This is a genomic window from Aeromonas sp. Y318-3, assembly GCF_027706185.1.
Taxonomy (GTDB): domain Bacteria; phylum Pseudomonadota; class Gammaproteobacteria; order Enterobacterales; family Aeromonadaceae; genus Aeromonas; species Aeromonas veronii.
Genome location: NZ_JAPDCN010000007.1, coordinates 123,097 through 135,925, shown reverse-complemented (window position 1 = coordinate 135,925; position 12,829 = coordinate 123,097). Strand labels below are relative to the sequence as shown.

Sequence of the window (12,829 nt, the reverse complement as noted above, 5' to 3'; positions counted from 1 at the left end):
TATCGGGGATTGCGGATGGCCATTACAGCTCGCGGGCCCAGGGGTGAGCCTTGGGGCGCAGCGCCAGCGCCAGACCCAGCAGCAGCACGGTCAGACCGTAGAGGGGCCAGCTGCCAAAGCGCATGTAGGGGGTCTCGCCGTGGGCGGGACGCACTTCGCTGCGCAGCACGCCCGCTTCAAACTGCGGGATCTGGCCGATGATGCTGCCGTCGATTTCGGTAACGATAGTGATGCCGGTGTTGGTGTCCCGCAGCAGCGGACGAGCCAGCTCCAGCGCGCGCATCCGGGCGATCTCCATATGCTGCCAGGGGCCGATACTGGTGCCGAACCAGGCATCGTTGGAGACGGTCAGCAGGAAGTCGGTATCGGCATTGACGTTACGGCGCACCTCTTCCGGGAAGATGATCTCGTAGCAGATGGCGGCGGCGAACTTGAGCCCCTTGGCGATCAGATTTGGCTGCACTGCGTCGCCTCGGCTGAAGGAGGACATCGGCAGGTTGAAGAAGGGGGCGATGGGGCGCAGCAGATCTTCAAACGGCACGAACTCGCCGATGGGCAGCAGGTGGTACTTGTTGTAGCGGTTGGAGTGGTTGTAGAAGTAGGACTCCTTGCCATCCGCATCCTGCACCCCCATGCCGAGCACGGTATTGTAGAAGCGCTGTTGCTGCTCGTCGTAGTGGATGATCCCCGCCAGCAGGCCGGTATCGTTCACCTTCATCGCCTTGTCCAGATTCTCCAGATAGGGGCCCATCGCCTTCTCTATGGCCGGGATCGCCGACTCCGGCCAGACGATGATGTCGGCATCCTGATTCTCGCGGCTCAAGTCCTGATAGGTGCGTACCGTGGGGGCCAGCGCCTCCGGATCCCACTTGAGGGACTGGGCAATATTACCCTGCACCAGTGCCACCTTGACCGGCTCGCCACGGGTCACCCAGTTGAGTTGCATCAGGCCGTGAGCACCGGCAACCAGCAGGGCAGGCACCGCCAGCCAGAGCGGGGAGCGGGATTTCCACACCAGCCAGATAGCGGAAGCGGAGAACAGCAGAGCAAGGGTGATGCCTTGCACCCCGAGAATGGGGGCAAAGCCCTTGAGGGGACCGTCGATCTGGCTGTAGCCAAACCAGAGCCAGGGGAAGCCGGTCATCACCCAGCCGCGCAGCCAGTCAGCCACCAACCAGAGGGCCGGGAAGGCGAGCTGCCAGCGGCTCCAGTGACGGCCGCCAAAGAAGCGGGCAAAGACCCAGCAGGCGAGCGTCGGGTAGAGTGCCAGATAGGCGGAGAGCCCGGCCAGCAGCACAAAGGCGACCGGCAGCGGGATGCCGCCAAACTCGGTCATGCTGACGTGGATCCACCACAGCCCCGGCAAAAAGAGTCCCATGGCGTAGCCAAAACCGCGCCAGGCGGCCTGTTTCGGCGTTGCTTTGTCCAGCAGGGCGTAGAGGCCAAGCAGGGAGGGGATCACCAGCGGCCAGTAGCCGAAGGGGGAGAAGGCCAGCACGGCGATGGCACCAGAGGCCAATGCACTTAGGCTTAACAGAATTTTGGAAGTAACAGGGGATAATCTCACGGGCGATGGTGCTCGTCTTGGTGTGCAACTGGGGTCGAATGGCCGGTATCTTAACCTGTAAGCGGGGCAACGGCGAGCCTCGATGCCGGTGGCAGAGAGCACAACGCCCCGAGGTCGGGGCGTTGTTTCACACATCGAGCGGATCTGCCTATTGCGGCTCGGATTGCGCCGCCGCGTGGTGCTCGGGGATCTTCACCTGCAACTGCTGCAGACGACGCCGGTCGGCATGCATCACCTTGAACAGGTAGCCATCCAGCTCGATCTCCTCGCCCTTCTTGGGCAGGTGGCTGAATGCGTGCATCACCAGACCGCCTACCGTATCCACCTCTTCATCGCTGAATTTGGTGCCGAAGAAGTCGTTGAAATCCTCGATCTCGGTCAGGGCACTGATGGAGAAGACCCGCTTGCTGAGGCGGCGGATTTCGTCCGGCTCATCCTCGATGTCGTCAAACTCGTCGTCGATCTCACCAACGATCAGTTCCAGTATGTCTTCGATGGTCACCAGACCGGAGACGCCACCAAATTCGTCGACCACGATGGCCATGTGGTAGCGCTCTTCACGGAACTCCTTGAGCAGACGGTCAACCCGTTTGCTTTCCGGCACGATCACCGTGGGGCGCAAGATTTTCTCGAGATGCAGCGGCTCGCTGGCGTGATGGCCGCCAAACCCGAAGGGGAGCAGGTCCTTGGCGAGCAGAATGCCCTCCACATGATCCTTGTCCTCGTTGATCACCGGGAAGCGGGAGTGGCCGGACTCGATGATCACCGGCAGGATTGCATCCACCGGCTGGGACTTCTCGATGGTCACCATCTGGGAGCGGGGGATCATGATATCGCGCACGCGAAGATCAGCGATCTCCAGCACCCCCTCGATCATGTCCTTGGTGTCCTGATCGATGAGGTCGCGCTCTTCGGCATCGGCTATCACGTCTACCAAATCATTGCGGTCTTTTGGCTCGCCCTGGAAGAGTTGGCTGAGTTTGTCGAGCCAGGTTTTCTTCGGCGAGCCGGTACTAGGGTGATCGTCGGTCATTTTCTCTCTTGGTTACTCGTATGAACACACTTGAAATAGTTCGGGTTATATAAGGATGGCCATCTGCTGTTTCAAGACGATGACCATCCGGTTCTTTACTCTTCGTCGTTCAGATAAGGATCGGCAAAACCGAGCTCCTGCATGATGTCGCGCTCAAGCGCTTCCATCTCTTCGGCTTCCTCATCCTCGATATGGTCATAACCTAGCAGATGCAGACTGCCGTGCACAACCATGTGGGCCCAGTGGGCCATCAGGGGCTTGTTCTGCTCCTCGGCCTCGCGCTCTACCACCTGACGGCAGATCACCAGATCGCCGAGCAGCGGCAGCTCCAGACCGGGCGGCGCCTCGAACGGGAAGGAGAGCACGTTGGTGGGCTTGTCCTTGCCGCGATAGGTGAGGTTGAGCTCGTTGCTCTCCGCCTCATCGACGATACGCACCGTCACTTCAGCCTCCTGCTGGAAGCCGAGAATGGTGCCGTCGAGCCAGCCTTGCAACTGGGCTTCGGTGGGCAGGCCATCAGTGCTGGCACTGGCCAGCTGCAGATCCAGGGTTACGCTCATTGCTCGCTCTCTTTGCTGGAGTTTGTTTGGCCGGCCACCTTCTCGGCTGCCTGTTTGGCGTCGAACGCCTCATAGGCCTGCACGATACGGGCCACCACCGGGTGGCGAACCACGTCTTTGGACTCGAAGAAGTTGAATGACAGACCATCGACCCCTTGCAGCACTTCCAGCGCGTGGCGCAGGCCGGATTTGGCGTTGCGCGGCAGGTCTACCTGGGTGATGTCGCCGGTGACCACTGCCTTGGAGTTGAAGCCGATCCGGGTCAGGAACATCTTCATCTGCTCTGTGGTGGTGTTCTGGGCCTCATCGAGAATGATAAAGGCGTCATTGAGGGTTCTTCCGCGCATATAGGCGAGCGGCGCCACTTCGATGATGTTGCGCTCCATCAGCTTCTCGACCCGCTCAAAGCCCAGCATCTCGAACAGGGCGTCGTAGAGCGGGCGCAGGTACGGATCCACCTTCTGGGAGAGATCGCCGGGCAGGAAGCCCAGCTTCTCCCCCGCTTCCACCGCCGGACGGGTCAGCAGAATGCGGCGAATTTCCTGACGCTCCAGCGCATCCACTGCCGCTGCGACCGCCAGATAGGTCTTGCCGGTACCGGCTGGGCCTATGCCGAAGCAGATATCGTGGCGCACGATATTGGCGATGTACTGGGCCTGATTTGGGCTGCGTGGTTTGATGAGACCGCGCTTGGTCTTGACCGTCACCTCCTTGCCATAGGGGATGCTCGGCGCGGGTTCATCATCCTGCTCCAGCACCCGTGACTCCTGAATGGCCAGATGGACCATGTCGGGGGTGATGTCGGTCACCTTGCCACCCTTGAGGGGCTGGGTTTCCACATAGAGGTGTTTGAGGATGACGGCGGCGGCATCCAGCTGGGCCGGTTTGCCCACCAACTGGAAGTGGCTGTCACGGTAGCTGATCTCGACGCCGAGGCGGCGCTCCAGCTGCTTGATGTTGTCATCGAAGGGGCCGCACAGGCTGGCAAGGCGCTGGTTGTCGGCGGGCTCCAGATGCAGATTCAGGGTCGAGATGTGTCGGCTCAAAATATCCTCGTCTCAAGGCGCTCCCCATCCGCCGGGCGAATGGGGAGGAGGGGATTAATGGGGAGTGAAGGCGGCAACGCCCAGCTCGTCCGGTACGTTATCCGGGCGACGGGCCAGGATTTCGCTCGGGGCGGTGGCGATCCGCAGGTTCATCTCGCTCTCGCCGCGGATGAACTTGCCGCGCAGGGAGTTGGGACGCACCTCGGTGATCTCCACGTCGGCAAAGCCGCCGATCAGGGTGTGCTGGCCTTCGAAGTTGACCACCCGGTTGTTCTCGGTGCGGCCACACAGCTGCATCGGGTCGAGCTTGGAGGGCCCTTCCACCAGGATGCGCTGGGTGGTGCCCAGCATGGCACGGCCAATCTGCATCGCCTGGTTGTTGATGACGTGCTGCAGGCGGGCCAGACGGGCTTTTTTCACTTCCATGTCGACATCGTCGGGCATGTCGGCGGCCGGGGTGCCCGGGCGCGGGCTGAAGATGAAGCTGAAGCTCATGTCGAAACCCACATCCTCGATCAGCTTCATGGTCGCTTCAAAGTCTTCGTCCGTCTCGTTCGGGAAGCCAACGATGAAGTCGGAGCTGATGGTGATGTCGGGACGGGCGGCACGCAGGCGACGGATCTTGGATTTGTACTCCAGGATGGTGTGCGGGCGCTTCATCATGGTCAGGATGCGATCAGAGCCGCTCTGCACCGGCAGGTGCAGGAAGCTGACCACTTCCGGGGTGTCTTTGTAGACTTCGATGATGTCGTCGGTGAACTCGATCGGGTGGCTGGTGGTGTAGCGAATGCGATCGATACCGTCGATAGCGGCCACCAGACGCAGCAACTCGGCGAAGGTGCAGATGCCGCCATCAAAGGTCGGACCGCGGTAGGCGTTGACGTTCTGGCCGAGCAGGTTCACTTCGCGCACGCCCTGCTGGGCGAGTTGGGCGATTTCGTAAAGCACGTCGTCCAGCGGACGGCTCACCTCTTCACCGCGGGTGTAGGGCACCACGCAGTAAGTACAGTATTTGGAGCAGCCTTCCATGATGGAGACGAACGCGGTGGCCCCTTCGGCGCGCGGTTCGGGCAGGCTGTCGAATTTTTCGATCTCGGGGAAGGCGATATCAACCTGGGCACCACGGCCCTCCTGCACTTCCTTGATCATGGCGGGCAGGCGATGCAGGGTCTGCGGGCCGAACACGATATCCACATAGGGAGCGCGCTGGCGGATGGCATCGCCCTCCTGAGAGGCAACGCAGCCACCCACGCCGATCACCAGACCGGGCTTGTTGGCCTTGAGCTTTTTCCAGCGTCCCAGCTGGTGGAACACCTTCTCCTGCGCCTTTTCGCGGATGGAGCAGGTATTCAGCAGCAAGACATCTGCCTCTTCGGGCTCTTCGGTAAGGGTGTAGCCATTGCTGGCATCCAACAGGTCGGCCATTTTGGACGAGTCATACTCGTTCATCTGGCAACCCCATGTTTTAATGTGAAGTTTCTTGCTCATTGCTTCTCTTGACTTGTTTTGAAATCGGCATGGTCAAAGGACCGCGCATTTTACTCCGCAATCTGGATACTGCCTAGCTAATATCCAGCTGGCAATGGTGCTCACCCGATACCTGTTGCCAGCAAGCTCAATAGGCTTTCTCCTTGATTTGACCCAGCAATTCCCCGTTTGTCTCACTGTTTATCAGCCGCCCTTGCGCTATCATGCAGCCATCCGGTTCACGTCCGGGCGCTGTCGCCGGACGCACCCTTTCAGGAATAAATGTATGGAACAGTGTGATATCGCCGTCGTCGGCGCCGGCATGGTGGGCGCCGCCACCGCCTGCCTGCTGGCAGCTCAGGGCCTCTCGGTGCGGGTCATCGAGACCCAACTGCCGGAGCATTACGCGCCGGAGCAGCCGCTGGATCTGCGGGTCTCCGCCATCAGTCAGGCCTCGGTGGCGCTGCTGGAGCAGGCCGGTGCCTGGCACCATCTGCAGCAGATGCGGCTCTGCCCCTACCGCCGACTGGAGACCTGGGAGCTGGACGGTTTTGCCACCCGCTTCAATTCCGCCGATCTCGGTCTGCCCCAGCTCGGCTACATCATCGAAAACCGGCTGGTGCAGCTCGCCCTGCTCAAACGGATGGAGGATTTCCCCACCATCCAGACCCACACCCCGGCGGCGGTGACCAGCCTGCGCCAGAGTGCAGATGAAGCTGTGCTGACTCTGGACGACGGCACCGAGCTGGCGGCCCGCTGGGTGCTGGCTTGCGATGGTGCCGAATCCCACACCCGCAAGCTGGCGGGTATCGGCGTATCGCGCTTCGAGTACCGCCAGCACTGCATGTTGATCAATATCGACACCGACTTTGCGCAGGAAGATATCACCTGGCAGCAGTTCACCCCGAGCGGCCCGCGCGCCTTCCTGCCACTACCAGGCCAGCACGGCTCTCTGGTGTGGTATGACAGCCCGGCTCGGATCCGGGCGCTGGCAGCCATGAGCAACGAGGCGCTCGCCGCCGAAGTGCGCCGCCACTTCCCGAGTCGGCTCGGCGGGTTCACCGTCACCGGCAAGGGGAGCTTCCCGCTGGTGCGCCGCCACGCCAACGACTATCACGTCGGTCGGGTGGTGCTGCTTGGCGATGCTGCCCACACCATCAACCCGCTGGCGGGGCAGGGGGTCAACCTCGGCTTCAAGGATGTGGCCTGCTGGACTGATCTGCTGCAAGGAGCTGGCGCTGACTGGCATCAACTGGCGTTGGCCGAGCGTTACGAGCGGCGCCGTCGTCCCGACAACCTGCTGATGCAGTCGGGGATGGATCTCTTCTACGGGGTATTCAGCAACGAGATTGGCCCCCTCAAGCTGGCCCGCAATCTTGCTCTCAATCTGGCGGACAAGGCGGGCCCGCTCAAGGAGATGGCGCTGCGCTATGCACTGGGGCTGGTTTGACAGGTAGAAACCAGGTAATACGGGCTGAATGCGCGAAGGAGCAAAGGTGATGAACAAGGCACTGCTGGTGATCGATTTTATCAACGATATTGCCCATCCCGACGGGCGCATTGCCGCCTCCGCAGCCCACGTGGTGGAGCAGGATGCCATTGCGCATGCCAATCAGGCGCTGGCCCATGCCCGCGCCAACGGCTGGCTGGTAGTGCTGATCAAGGTGGGCTTTGACGGCGGCTATCAGCTGCAACCCAAGGGGTCTCCCATGTTTGGTCGCGCTCACCAGTTGGGGGCGCTCTCTTTGGCTGACAGCGGCACCGACTTTCATCCTGATCTGGATGTGCAACTCGGTGATCTGGTGCTGACCAAGCCCAGAGTGAGCCCCTTCTATGGCACGGCGCTGGAGCCTGCGCTGCGGGCCAACCACATCGACCACCTCTATCTGTGCGGGGTGAGCACTAGCTGGGCCATTCAGGCGGCAGCGCGGGATGGTCACGATCGCGACTACGCCATCACCATTCTGGAGGATGCCTGCGCCGCCGCAGATGCCACCGAGCATCACACCTCGCTGCGGATGCTGGGTCGCATCGCCGAGATCATCAAGGTGTCCCAGCTGGCTTGATCCTTAACGCAGGCAGCACCCGAGCACCGTGTTGAGATTGATTCTGCGGCCCCCTGTCGGGCCGCTGCGCTTTTGGGCAACATGATTGTCGGGCAATATAGTGCTCACATGGATAACAACAAGGATGGACAGATGCGTTATCAGGGACGGATCGCGAGCTGGAACGAGGCGCGCGGCTTTGGATTTATTACGCCGGAGCAAGATGGCGCCGAGCAGGCAGCCAATGGATCACGCAGTGCAGGGCTGTTTGTGCATGTTACGGCGCTGCAATCAGATGGCCGGGTGCCAGAGCCGGGGGAGCGTGTTACCTATCTGATCGGCAGTGGCCAGGATGGCAAGCCAAGGGCGTTACAGGTCTTTTTCCCCGATCGCCCGCTCACGTTGGCGGATGCCGTGCCGTCGGCCGCATCATCGGCGGCGCCATCGTTTCGGGCGGCAAGTCAGCCGCCACGACCCATCTCGACCAGAGAGCGAAGTAACCCCTATCGACGTCGCAAGAGCAGCTGGAGTGGCAAACTGATCCCCCTGCTGGTGCTCGTCGGCCTCTTTTCCATCTATTCCCGTTTCTCGGCCGAGTCGATGGCGCCATTGCCGGTCTCCTCTTTCAATCAGGAGGAGGTCAGCACGCCACAGGCAACGACCTTTATTCGCCAGTGTGATGGTCGGCAGCATTGTTCCCAGATGACTTCCTGCGAGGAGGCAACCTGGTTTTTGCAACATTGCCCGAACACCAAAATGGACGGAGAGGGCGATGGCATCCCCTGCGAAAATCAGTGGTGTGGTCATTAAATGTGACTTATCAGATACATATGCTCATGATGTGCTCTTGTTATCCGGAACAGGGAAACTGGCCTGAAACCTTGCCGGATAGTGTTCGATGGTGAAATTTGGTCTCAGTTGGCTAAGTGGGAATGGGGTGCTTTACTCTATCTGATGACTTAATTGTTAATAGATGGCGGTATGCCACTTTTGCCACAGGATGGCCACCATGGCGGATGATATACAGAAGCGGCAGAGTCGCTTTGCCGAGCGAGCCCATCATCTGGCTGCGCTGCTGGATTCGCTGGAAGACCAGATATCGGTGATAGATCGGGATGGCGTGATCCATTACACCAATCTCGCCTGGGATCTGTTTGCCGAGCAAAACGGCATGCCCAAGGGATATAACTGGATTGGGGTCAATTACATGGGGGCTTGTGACGCTGAATCCGAGCCCTCTGGATTGGCTGCCGTGGAGGGGATCCTCCGGGTTATCCGTCATCAGCAGGAGAAGTTCTATCTGGAATACCCCTGCCACAGCCCCGACACCCAGCGCTGGTTTATGATGCGAGTCGCGCCGGTCCCCGGTCTTGATGCCGAATATTTTTCCATCGCCCATATCAATATCACCGAGCGCAAGCTGCTGGAGCTGGAAGTGGAAAGCCTCTCCCTCCACGATCCTTTGACCGGACTGGCTAATCGGCGGCTGTTCAACAGTTTTTTGCATAACGAGTGGCGGCGCAGCATGCGGGAACATACCCCGCTCTCCCTCATCATGCTGGATCTGGATAACTTCAAGGCGTGCAATGACCATCTTGGTCATCAGATGGGAGATGGCTCCCTCCAGCTGGTGGGCCATCTTCTGCAATCCTTCTGCCAGCGTCCGGCGGATCTGCCCTGCCGTTTTGGTGGTGATGAGTTTGCCCTGATCCTCGGCAATACCGATCGAGATGCGGCCCAGCGGATTGGAGAGGAGATCCGCCAGGCCATCAACGATCTCGACATCGTGGTGGCAAATAATATTCAGCTTAGCGCCAGCATTGGCATTGCAACCTACACGGCAGAGCAACCGCTGGAGGGGGAAGGGGCGTTGCTGGCTGCGGCCGATGCGGCACTTTATTGCGCCAAGGGAGCGGGTAAAAACCGTAGCCACTGCGCCAGCTGTTGAGCCGCATTGCCGCTTTTGTCCTGCATGCGCCCCCTTGATGGGGCGCACTGTTTTTTGGCTGGTCACGGTGTTAGCCACCAGCGAGCGTTGGTTTCAGCGCTCGGGTGTGGCCGACACCGGCAGGGGATGGCTGGCGATCACCTGCCTGACGAAGTGATCCCGGATGGGGTCGGCAAAGTCCGGATTCCATACCATGCTGACCTCCCACTCGGAGCTGGGGCCTGAGAGGGGATAGAGGGTGACATCGGGGCCTGCGATAAAGCTGACGCTGCGTGGCAGGATGGCATTGCCGATGCCCGCCGCAACCAGTGCCACCAGTGTCTGGATATCTTCGGCCTCCTGGACCATGCCGGTTAGCCGATTGGCGCCGAGAAAACCGGCGATCTGCTGGCTGAGACCGGGGCAGCGGTGGCCCACCATCTGCAACAGGGGTTGACTGGTCAGTGCCTGCTGGACGTCGAATACGGCCGGGTCTGGTTCGGTCATTCGTGTCGGCACCGCCAGCACCAGCCGGTCGATCAGCAGTCTGTGCTCCTGTAACTGCGGCACCTGAGGTCTGCGCATAAAGCCAAGCTGCAACTGGCCGGAGAGCAACTGCTCCTGCTGGATGGCGGAGGGCATATCCTGCAGATGGACCATCACGTCCGTGACCTGCTGTTTGAAGCGGGCTACCAGCGCAGGGGCCAGTGCGAAACTCGACAGACCGAAGCCAATCTTGAGCCGACCGGCTACCCCGCTCGCCACCGCCAGCGCATGGCTTTCGAACTCCCGACCGTGCTCGACCAGCGCACTCGCCTGAGTGAGCAGCTGGGCACCGAGCGCTGTCAGCTCTGCGCCGTGGCGGCCCCGTTTGAACAGGGTGCAGCCCAGCGCCTGCTCCAGCCCCTGGATCTGCTTGGTGAGGGCCGGTTGGGTGATAAAGAGGCGGCTGGCCGCTTCCCGGTAGTTGGCGGTGTCGGCCAGCGTCACAAACGCCTGCAGTTGCCTCAAGTCGAATTTCATTCCAATTGGTTATCCAAAGTGGTGATTTATTGATTATAAATTATCTAATCGCCTTGTTCTAATGGCTCGGCAAGGGGGGGATCGCCCTCCTCTGAATCGGAACAAGGAGCCATATCATGTCCACTCAACGTTATCTTTTTTTGATCAAGGGCAAGCTGGTGCTGGCCCAGCCATTGGTGGCCCCGGAGACGGGGGAGCTGCTCGCCAGCCTGTTGCAACAGGGGTTTGTGGTCGGCCCCTTGCAAGTGTGGGCTGGCAGTGCCGAGCAGGCGCTGGCCTGTTATGAGCGTGCCGCCCAGCAGCAGGCCTTTGCCGATGCGCTCTCTGGCTCTCTGCCCGAGCTGGCCGGGGTGTCTGTATGAATGCCTGTATGAGTGGTGGCATGAACACGATCACCCTGTCGATATCTGCCCTGCTGCTCGATATGGATGGCACTCTGGTCTGCTCGACCGGCGATGTGGAGAAAGTGTGGCGGCTCTGGTGCCAGTATCATCAGCTTGCCCCAGAGCCGGTACTGGCTATGTGCCACGGTATGCGCTCACGTGAGGTGATCCGGGCGTTGGCCCCGCAGCTGGATGTAGAGCGGGAAGCGGCGCGGCTCGACGAGCTGGAGATGCTGTATACCGGCGGCAATGCCATCGCCGGGGCTGGCGAGTTGCTGGGCCGCTTGCCGCAAGAGCGCTGGGCCATCGTGACTTCCGCCAGTGAGCGGGTTGCCCGTCACCGCCTGCATTGTGCCGGTCTGCCGCTGCCCAACCTGCTGGTGGGGGCCGAAGCTGTGGTCAATGGCAAACCCGATCCCGAGCCCTATCTGCTGGGAGCTGAACGGCTTGGCGTGTCGCCCGATTGTTGTCTGGTATTTGAGGATGCCCCGGCCGGTATTGAGAGCGCCCTGCGTGCAGGTTGCGCCGTGGTACAGGTGGGGGGCGAGGCACCGCTCAACCCTGCGGTGGTGGCGGTGATCCATGACTGGTGCGAGGTGAGAGTGGTGTCAGGGAAAGGCGAGCCCTTGCAGGTGACGCTGCCCGCCTTAGCGGTGGTGCGAGTGCGTGACGACCGCAGATTGCGGTATGGGCCATCGCCATCAACACTGTATGCCGCAATAAAAACGCCCCCGAGATGTGGGGGCGTTTTGCCATCTGACCGTTATTTGAAAACGCGGAAACGGGTGGCGTCGTCGATAAAGGTCTTGTCGCCGGCCGGTTGCTTGATACTGCCAAAGGGCATCTGGGCACGCAGCAGCCAGCTGGCGGGCAAGTTCCACTCCTTGCGTACCGCCTCGTCGATCAGCGGATTGTAGTGCTGCAGTGATGCTCCGACTTTTTCCTGCGCCAGCGTTGTCCAGACCGCAAACTGGGCGATGCCGGTGGCATGTTCCGACCAGATGGGGAAGTTGTCGGCATAGAGGGCGAATTTTTGCTGCAGATCCTTGATGACGTCGGTGTCCTCAAAGAACAGCACTGTGCCGAAGCCTGCGCGGAAGCTGCCATCCACCTTGGCCTCACTCTGGGCGTAGGCATCCGGCGGCACGATCTTTTTCAGCTCGGCTTTGACGATATCCCACAGCTTGTGGTGCTGGGCGCCAAACAGGATGACGGCACGGGAGCTCTGGGAGTTGAAGGAGGAGGGGCTGTGCCTGATGGCATCCTGGATCAGGGCCGTCAGTTGTTCCGGTGTATGGGATACCTGGTCACCCAGGGCATAGATGGTACGACGTGCTTTGATCTGTTCGATAAACGGACTGCTCATAACATCTCCTTTGCTTGATAGTCACCGGGCGCCAGCCTTGTGGCCAGCCATCCCCTGTAGTTCAAGCTATAGACTATACCACCCGATTATCTTCCGGGCGTTTACATGCAGTGGTGACACTTTCAACTGAGGGTTAACACCCCGCACATAGGCGATCCTGTTGCTCCCCAGTGAACGGGGTTGAGGTGCGCTGAACTGCCAGCCCAGCTGAGATTGCGCCACCCAACCCTGCGCAGGTGACAGGAGCTGTCCGATCGCCAGTAGTTGTGGTGGGGCTGCGACAGCCTCCCGCCCCTGCCGAGGGACACGCCATACCTGTGAAATAAAAATTTTCTTGTGGTTATTCAAGAGATTGAATTCGGGCTTGCTGGTCACGCCTATTGTCGGGTTTCAAGTGAGGATCTGCTTGCCG

Annotated in this window: 12 protein-coding genes and 1 pseudogene; 6 read left to right on the top strand and 7 right to left on the bottom strand. The window is 60.5% G+C overall.

Features of this window, described 5'->3' with window-relative positions; translation table 11 throughout:
* Positions 1–22 precede the first annotated feature (22 nt).
* From lnt to miaB, 5 genes are all read right to left on the bottom strand, one after another.
* On the bottom strand, positions 23–1,567 hold the full coding sequence (lnt, locus tag OKB77_RS11740; protein ID WP_270817698.1) for an apolipoprotein N-acyltransferase: 1,545 nt from the start codon (positions 1,565–1,567) through the stop codon (positions 23–25).
* A gap of 148 nt (positions 1,568–1,715) precedes the next feature.
* Positions 1,716–2,600, bottom strand: coding sequence for a CNNM family magnesium/cobalt transport protein CorC (corC, locus tag OKB77_RS11735; RefSeq protein ID WP_005335139.1), 885 nt, complete (start codon positions 2,598–2,600; stop codon positions 1,716–1,718).
* A 95-nt stretch (positions 2,601–2,695) separates the two neighbouring features.
* Complete coding sequence (gene ybeY / locus OKB77_RS11730; protein ID WP_101529543.1) at positions 2,696–3,160, bottom strand: rRNA maturation RNase YbeY; 465 nt, start codon at positions 3,158–3,160, stop codon at positions 2,696–2,698.
* Positions 3,157–4,206, bottom strand: coding sequence for a PhoH family protein (locus OKB77_RS11725; protein ID WP_128814851.1), 1,050 nt, complete (start codon positions 4,204–4,206; stop codon positions 3,157–3,159). Before OKB77_RS11725 ends, ybeY begins: the two co-directional genes overlap by 4 nt.
* 54 nt (positions 4,207–4,260) lie before the next feature.
* On the bottom strand, positions 4,261–5,694 hold the full coding sequence (gene miaB / locus OKB77_RS11720) for a tRNA (N6-isopentenyl adenosine(37)-C2)-methylthiotransferase MiaB (RefSeq protein WP_005335132.1): 1,434 nt from the start codon (positions 5,692–5,694) through the stop codon (positions 4,261–4,263).
* Between the two features lie 265 nt (positions 5,695–5,959).
* Between miaB and OKB77_RS11715 the strand changes: the two genes are divergently transcribed.
* The 4 genes from OKB77_RS11715 to OKB77_RS11700 all read left to right on the top strand — a co-directional run bounded on the left by OKB77_RS11715 (position 5,960) and on the right by OKB77_RS11700 (position 9,666).
* Positions 5,960–7,123: an FAD-dependent oxidoreductase gene (locus tag OKB77_RS11715; RefSeq protein WP_270817697.1), complete on the top strand. Its 1,164-nt coding sequence runs from the start codon at positions 5,960–5,962 to the stop codon at positions 7,121–7,123.
* A gap of 49 nt (positions 7,124–7,172) precedes the next feature.
* The gene (locus tag OKB77_RS11710) at positions 7,173–7,739 is read left to right on the top strand and encodes a cysteine hydrolase family protein (protein ID WP_270658924.1); all 567 of its coding nucleotides are present in this window, start codon (positions 7,173–7,175) and stop codon (positions 7,737–7,739) included.
* 132 nt (positions 7,740–7,871) lie between these two features.
* Positions 7,872–8,528, top strand: coding sequence for an excalibur calcium-binding domain-containing protein (locus OKB77_RS11705; RefSeq protein WP_270658987.1), 657 nt, complete (start codon positions 7,872–7,874; stop codon positions 8,526–8,528).
* Between the two features lie 199 nt (positions 8,529–8,727).
* On the top strand, positions 8,728–9,666 hold the full coding sequence (locus OKB77_RS11700; RefSeq protein WP_247823303.1) for a sensor domain-containing diguanylate cyclase: 939 nt from the start codon (positions 8,728–8,730) through the stop codon (positions 9,664–9,666).
* Positions 9,667–9,759: 93 nt separating this feature from the next.
* On the opposite strand, the gene OKB77_RS11695 is transcribed toward OKB77_RS11700, so the two are convergent.
* Positions 9,760–10,668: a LysR family transcriptional regulator gene (locus OKB77_RS11695; protein ID WP_247823302.1), complete on the bottom strand. Its 909-nt coding sequence runs from the start codon at positions 10,666–10,668 to the stop codon at positions 9,760–9,762.
* A 116-nt stretch (positions 10,669–10,784) separates the two neighbouring features.
* Between OKB77_RS11695 and OKB77_RS11690 the strand changes: the two genes are divergently transcribed.
* Positions 10,785–11,030 carry a hypothetical protein gene (locus tag OKB77_RS11690; RefSeq protein WP_247823301.1) on the top strand — a complete coding sequence of 82 codons (246 nt, stop codon included), beginning with the start codon at positions 10,785–10,787 and terminating at the stop codon, positions 11,028–11,030.
* A gap of 20 nt (positions 11,031–11,050) precedes the next feature.
* Positions 11,051–11,692: pseudogene (locus OKB77_RS11685) on the top strand (HAD-IA family hydrolase); the annotation flags it as partial.
* Between the two features lie 122 nt (positions 11,693–11,814).
* Here OKB77_RS11685 and OKB77_RS11680 read toward each other — a convergent pair.
* Positions 11,815–12,417 (bottom strand): nitroreductase family protein, encoded by a 603-nt coding sequence (locus OKB77_RS11680; RefSeq protein WP_245096341.1) that lies wholly within the window; start codon positions 12,415–12,417, stop codon positions 11,815–11,817.
* Positions 12,418–12,829 lie beyond the last annotated feature (412 nt).

Excerpts from the sequence above, each read along its gene's own strand:
- corC (WP_005335139.1), bottom strand. The coding sequence starts at position 2,600 with ATGACCGACGATCACCCTAGTACCGGCTCGCCGAAGAAAACCTGGCTC.
- OKB77_RS11695 (WP_247823302.1), bottom strand. The coding sequence starts at position 10,668 with ATGAAATTCGACTTGAGGCAACTGCAGGCGTTTGTGACGCTGGCCGAC.
- OKB77_RS11715 (WP_270817697.1), top strand. The coding sequence starts at position 5,960 with ATGGAACAGTGTGATATCGCCGTCGTCGGCGCCGGCATGGTGGGCGCC.
- OKB77_RS11680 (WP_245096341.1), bottom strand. The coding sequence starts at position 12,417 with ATGAGCAGTCCGTTTATCGAACAGATCAAAGCACGTCGTACCATCTAT.
- OKB77_RS11690 (WP_247823301.1), top strand. The coding sequence starts at position 10,785 with ATGTCCACTCAACGTTATCTTTTTTTGATCAAGGGCAAGCTGGTGCTG.
- OKB77_RS11710 (WP_270658924.1), top strand. The coding sequence starts at position 7,173 with ATGAACAAGGCACTGCTGGTGATCGATTTTATCAACGATATTGCCCAT.
- OKB77_RS11705 (WP_270658987.1), top strand. The coding sequence starts at position 7,872 with ATGCGTTATCAGGGACGGATCGCGAGCTGGAACGAGGCGCGCGGCTTT.
- miaB (WP_005335132.1), bottom strand. The coding sequence starts at position 5,694 with ATGAGCAAGAAACTTCACATTAAAACATGGGGTTGCCAGATGAACGAG.
- ybeY (WP_101529543.1), bottom strand. The coding sequence starts at position 3,160 with ATGAGCGTAACCCTGGATCTGCAGCTGGCCAGTGCCAGCACTGATGGC.
- OKB77_RS11700 (WP_247823303.1), top strand. The coding sequence starts at position 8,728 with ATGGCGGATGATATACAGAAGCGGCAGAGTCGCTTTGCCGAGCGAGCC.